This window comes from Bacillus hominis (genome assembly GCF_018332515.1).
Classification (GTDB): Bacteria; Bacillota; Bacilli; order Bacillales; family Bacillaceae_G; genus Bacillus_A; species Bacillus_A hominis.
The window spans coordinates 1-6,016 of record NZ_BOQD01000282.1; the positions used below are offsets into that span (position 1 = coordinate 1).

Below are 6,016 nucleotides of genomic sequence, written 5' to 3' on the forward strand. Positions count from 1 at the left end.
ATATTGAAGTTGAAGTGAAGTTAATAAATTTTATGTTATAAACCTGTGTGTATAATTACTTTGCGAATTGTTCAAATAAAAAATGGTGGAGGAATTTAGTTTGAAGATTATGATGTTTGCTCATAGTGGAAGTCTAAACAGAGGGTGTGAAGCTATTGTTCGCTCATCAACTGATATTATAAAAGAGAAAATACTTGGAGCAGAGATATATTTGGCATCTGACAATCCTGAAACTGATAAAATAATAACAAAACTAGATGGTATATATGATGGTACTAATAGAAACATAAAAAAATATACATACCATTGGTGGTTATCTTGGTTAAGAATAAAGTTGTTGCAAGATGAATCTTACGCGTTGGTAAAAATCCATCATAATATAATAAAGCATGTAAAAGATATGGATGTATATTTATCAATTGGTGGTGATAATTATTGTTATGGAGAACAGCCTGGATGGTATGAAATAGATAGAAGAGTGAAAAAAGGTGGGAAACAATTAGTCCTATGGGGATGCTCAATTGGTGAAGAAGACATGTCGGAAAAAAAACTAAATGATTTAAGGTTGTTTGATTTAATACTAGCTCGTGAAACCATCACTTATAATATGTTGAAAAGCAAGGGACTTAATAACGTGAAGTTATGTGCGGATCCAGCATTTACACTCGAAAAAGAAGAGCTGAAATTACCTAAAGGATGGCAAGAGGGGAATACTGTAGGACTTAATTTTAGTCCGCTTGTATGGAATAAAAATAAAAAATCTCAAGAGGCAGTGAAAAGTTTAATAACACATATATTAAAAACTACAGATATGACAATTGCTCTTACGCCACATGTTATGCAGGAAGGAAACGATGATTACGAATTTTTGTATGAATATTATGAAGAATTTAAGGAGACTGGTAGAGTTATTATATTGCCAAATAATTTAAATGCTATGCAATATAAAGGATATATAGCAAGGATGCGATTTTTTATTGGTGCTCGAACACATGCAACAATTGCAGCATATTCAACTTACGTGCCAACTATGGTATTGGGTTATAGTGTGAAATCGAAAGGAATTGCAAGAGATTTGTTTGGTAAAGAAAAGTTGGTTGTAAATGTGGAGGAACTATCTAATAGTAAGGAGTTAAAGGATAAATTTAATGAAATGGTGGCAGAAGAGGAAGAATTAGGGGAGAGATTGAAAGACGTTATTCCCAACATGAAAAAAATGTCATACAAAGCGGTTGAATATTTAAATGAATTAAATAAACGATTTGAGGAATGATATGAAAAAAAACTTATTATTTGTTATGCCGAGCTTAGCTGCTGGTGGTGGAGAAAAAAGTTTAGTTAATTTATTATCTCAAATAGATTATACATTGTATAATGTGGATTTATATTTATTTAGTAAAACAGGTTCTTTTTTTAATGCGTTACCAAAAGAAGTTAATATAGTGTGTTTTTCCAAAACATACAGTTTGTTTACAGAAAATTTAATTTCTTCTGTGCTAGGTTTTTTTAAATATGGACAAGTTAAATTAGCTTTTTATAGATTTATGTTTTTTTTAAAAAATAGAACTATAAAAGACACTTCTCTTGCGGAACAATATGCATGGAAATATTTGAGGGAATCTTTCGGATTCTTAGATAAGGAATATGATGTAGCAATTGGATATCTTGAAAAATCCCCTATATATTTTGTGGTAGATAAAGTCAAGGCGAAAAAGAAAATAGGGTGGATTCATACAAATTATTCTAATTCAGGTATGGATCGTGATTTTGATAATATATACTTTGAACAATTAGATAATATTATTGCGGTTTCTGAAGAATGTGCAAAATCTTTAGAGGAGAATTTCAAACATTTAAAACATAAGATTAAATCTATTTACAATATAGTATCTCCCAAGCTTATTAGTGACCTTTCTAACGTTGATAGTATTGACAATTCTATGAGTGACAAGAGTTATGTAAATATCCTTACTGTTGCTAGGTTAAGTTATGAAAAAGGGATAGATATGGCAATAGAATCTTGTAAGCAACTAATGAACAAGGGTTATAAAATTAGATGGTATGTTTTAGGAGAAGGAAGAGAAAGAGAAGCGTTAGAAACACTTATTAAAAGTGAAAAATTAGAAGGTGATTTTAAACTATTAGGAATTAGGGAAAACCCATATCCGTATATAAAACGGACGGATCTATATGTTCAGCCTTCTAGGTATGAAGGGAAATCTATTGCAATTGATGAGGCGAAAATTTTGAATAGACCTATAATTGTTACTAATTTTAGCACGGCTAAAGATCAAATTGAGCATGGAGTGAACGGTTTAATTGTAAGTATGAATGCGAAATCAATCTCTAGTGGAATTGAGACTATGTTAAAGGATGTTCAATTAAGAGAGAATTTAAGGAGGAATTTATCTAAAGAGAATTTGGGAACTGAGGGAGAAATATATAAATTATATGATATTTTATAGTGGTGGTGCATATGAAAAAAAAAATATTATTTATAATTAATAATTTAAACTGTGGTGGGGCCGAAAAGGCATTAATCTCGTTGTTGGAAAATATGAATTATTCAATGTATAGTGTTGATTTATTTTTATTTAAACATGAAGGGGTATTTTTTAATAAAATACCCAAACAAGTGAATTTGTTAGAGGAACAATTGGAGTATCAGTATTTTGATATGCCTATAAAAAAAGCGATTGTGGAATGTATCAAAAGCAGGAGAGTAGATGTAGCTGTAGCAAGAATATATGCAGGATATGTATTTAAAAGTGAAAAAAATAAAGCGAGATGTGAGCAAAGGGTGTGGAAGTATCTATCGAAAGGTTTAAAACATTTAGATCAAAATTATGATGTAGCTATTGGTTATCTTGAAAAAAACCCTATTTACTTTTGTATAGATATGGTACATGCAAAAAGAAAAATAGGATTTATACACAATGATTATGATAAATTAGGGATGGATCCTAGCATTGATATAGAATATTTTTTTAAGTTAGACAGTTTAATGACAGTTTCTCAAGAATGCGCCAACGTTTTAAAGAAGAGATTTCCTATGTATAAAAGTAAGGTAAGCGTTATGCATAATATAGTATCTCCTAAGGTGATAAATAATATGTCATTGGAAAAAGTAGATGTAGAAACCGGGGTAATAAAGATAGTTTCTATAGGAAGACTGAACTATCAAAAAGGATTTGAAATGGCTATAGATGCATGTAAAAAATTAAAAGATTGTGGTTATAAGCTAATATGGTATGTAATAGGAGATGGAGAAGAAAGAGTATATTTAGAAAAATTAATAGTAGAAAATAAATTGAAAGAGACATTTGTTTTACTAGGAATTAAGGAAAATCCATACCCATATATAAGAGAAAGTGATATATATGTTCAGCCATCTAGGTATGAAGGGAAATCTATAGCTATCGATGAGGCGAAAATCTTACGAAAACCCATTGTGGTAACGAATTTTAGTACAGCAAAGGATCAGATTCGAAACGAGGAAAATGGAATTATTGTCGAGATGAACTCCACTGCGATATTTAATGGAATTAAAAGAATAATAGATGATGAGAATTTAAGGAGTAAATTAACTAATAATTTGTCAGAAGAAAACTTAGGAACTGAATCAGAGATAGAAAAAATATATGAATTAATAGAGCGTTATTAAAATGGGGGATATTATGGATATTACGATAGCATGTATTGTGTTTTGTAGTATTATAGCAATTATTATGTTGATTGATGTAATCCCAATTTTTAATGATTGGATAAGAAGGATAAAAATAGGCAGGTATACAGATAGGGATCTATGGTCTATATCCATAACAAAAAAAGGGATTAAGTGGATCAATAAAGTACCTAAAATAAAAGTAACGGACAATACACGGCTAGTTGTAATCGATATGTTGAAAGGAAACTATACCAAAAATACTATACAACATTGGCAAGAAGCTGGATTGATTTTAGGTATTTCTGAATATTTGAAATGTGAAAATGATGATCTTGCAAGAGGGAAAATAATAGAGTTCCTGAACACAAAACTCAACGATGAAGGTGATTGGAAAGAAAAACCTAAACATGTAGATGTAGCGATATTAGCTTATGCCATTATGAAGTTAAACTTTATAGAAGTGGATAAATATAAGAAAGCGCTAGATAGTACGTGGGGAATTATACAAGATTGTATATGTGAAGATGGCACAGTTGGATATAGGAAGACTATGGAGAACTACAGATATGTAGATACGATAGGCTTCATATGTCCATTTTTAGTTACTTACGGCATAAGATATCAAAAAGAAGAATGTATAGATTTAGCAATGAAACAGATTATGGAATATGAGAAATATGGTATGTTAAATTCACACTATATCCCAAGTCACGCTTATAAGACAAAAGATAAAATTCCTGTAGGTTTATATGGATGGGGAAGGGGACTTGGATGGTTTGCAATAGGCTTAATAGATACGTGGAATGAATTACCGCAAGATAGTGAATATAAAATTGTATTGGAGAAAAGTGTTGAAAAACTCGCGAAATCTGTAGTGTATTTTCAACAAAATAATGGTAGCTGGAATTGGATTGTAGCACGAAATGAATGTAGAGCGGACTCATCAGCTACAGCTATGTTAGGCTGGTTTATGTTACATGCTTCTAAAATAAAGGGTATATCTGAAGAGTGTTTAGATTGTGCGGATAATGCAATAAGTTATTTAATGGGTGTTACAAGAAGGACAGGAGAGGTTGATTTTTCACAGGGTGATACTAAAGACATAGGTGTATATTCTATGTTATTTAATATACTGCCTTTTACTCAAGGGTTTTGTATTAGATATATAAATTGCTACCTGAAAAAAAATTGAGGAATAACGAGCATAGCTAGTTGGAAAAACAATGGGACTTTTGGAGTGCTAAATTTGTAAATACGTTCTTTTCTGAAAGTGGAGGAGGATTTTATGAGACCTGCAATAAGTATTATTGTGCCTGTATATAATGTTGGGAAGCATTTAAAAAACTGTATTGATTCTGTATTAAATCAAACGAATGGAAATTTCGAGCTGCTATTAATAAATGATGGGTCTGCTGATAATAGTGGGATTTTGTGTGATGAGTATGCAAGGCGAGATGATAGAGTAATAGTAAAACATATTAATAATAGTGGAGTATCCACTGCGCGAAATTTAGGTATAAAATATGCAACTGGAGAATGGATACTATTTCTAGATGGTGATGATACTTTAGAGATGGATGTACTAGAAAAGGTTTGCAAAAACATTAAAATGAATGAAAGTATGGAGATGTTGATTGGAAGTTTTAAGTATAAAAAAAAAGATGGAGTTGTTTATGCTAACAATAACGATTTCTATAGTAAAGGAATTGATATTGTGTGTGATTATGGGTTATGGAAAATTAAAATATGTATAGGTTCTTTTGTTGTAAAAAAAGAAATAATAGACCGAAACAACATCTGTTTTCATGAGAGGACAAAATATGGGGAAGATGTGGAATTTATTAATTATTGTTTAGTAAACTCAGAAAAGGTAAAAGTAACTATGGATTACTTTATGAGCTACACAATTCATAATGAATCAGCAATAGCAAAAATTAATTTTGATAGATATGATTGCTACGAATCTCGATCTCGTTCGTTAAAATATATTCAGCAAAGATATCCAAACTATAAAGATATAGAGTTATTGTACAACACCCATTTACTTCCAGAAGCAATTATTGATACAACGTATCTTTTATGTAGAAGTGGTGTGGGTCTATTTGCAATTAAAAAATATTTAAGGGAAAACAATTATTATCATGTCATAGAGGCAGTTAAGAAAGATGAGAATACGCCTTTGCATTTAAGGAGAAAAATTAATAAATTCTTAAATAATGCAATACTTACATGGGGAGAATGCTTTTTGTCAAATCAATATTACTATTTTAGAGGGAAATTAGGATTGATAAAAAGGAAGGTTATAATATGAAATTAACTATTTTTACTCCTACTTATAATAGAGGATAT

5 protein-coding genes are annotated in these 6,016 nt (G+C 30.5%); all 5 read left to right on the forward strand.

All coding sequences use genetic code 11. From position 1 onward, the window contains the following. The first annotated feature begins 100 nt into the window (after positions 1-100). Entirely contained in the window at positions 101-1,273 is a 1,173-nt protein-coding gene (locus KI356_RS22395; protein WP_212936499.1) for a polysaccharide pyruvyl transferase family protein, read from the forward strand. A gap of 1 nt (position 1,274) precedes the next feature. Beyond that, complete coding sequence (locus KI356_RS22400; protein WP_212936500.1) at positions 1,275-2,465, forward strand: glycosyltransferase; 1,191 nt, start codon at positions 1,275-1,277, stop codon at positions 2,463-2,465. Between the two features lie 11 nt (positions 2,466-2,476). Continuing rightward, a complete protein-coding gene (locus KI356_RS22405; RefSeq protein ID WP_212936501.1) occupies positions 2,477-3,664 on the forward strand; it encodes a glycosyltransferase in 1,188 nt (395 codons plus the stop codon). A 13-nt stretch (positions 3,665-3,677) separates the two neighbouring features. Then, the gene (locus KI356_RS22410; RefSeq protein WP_212936502.1) at positions 3,678-4,859 is read left to right on the forward strand and encodes a glycoside hydrolase family 88 protein; all 1,182 of its coding nucleotides are present in this window, start codon (positions 3,678-3,680) and stop codon (positions 4,857-4,859) included. Between the two features lie 93 nt (positions 4,860-4,952). Beyond that, positions 4,953-5,978 carry a glycosyltransferase family 2 protein gene (locus KI356_RS22415; protein WP_212936503.1) on the forward strand — a complete coding sequence of 342 codons (1,026 nt, stop codon included), beginning with the start codon at positions 4,953-4,955 and terminating at the stop codon, positions 5,976-5,978. The last annotated feature ends 38 nt before the right edge of the window (positions 5,979-6,016 follow it).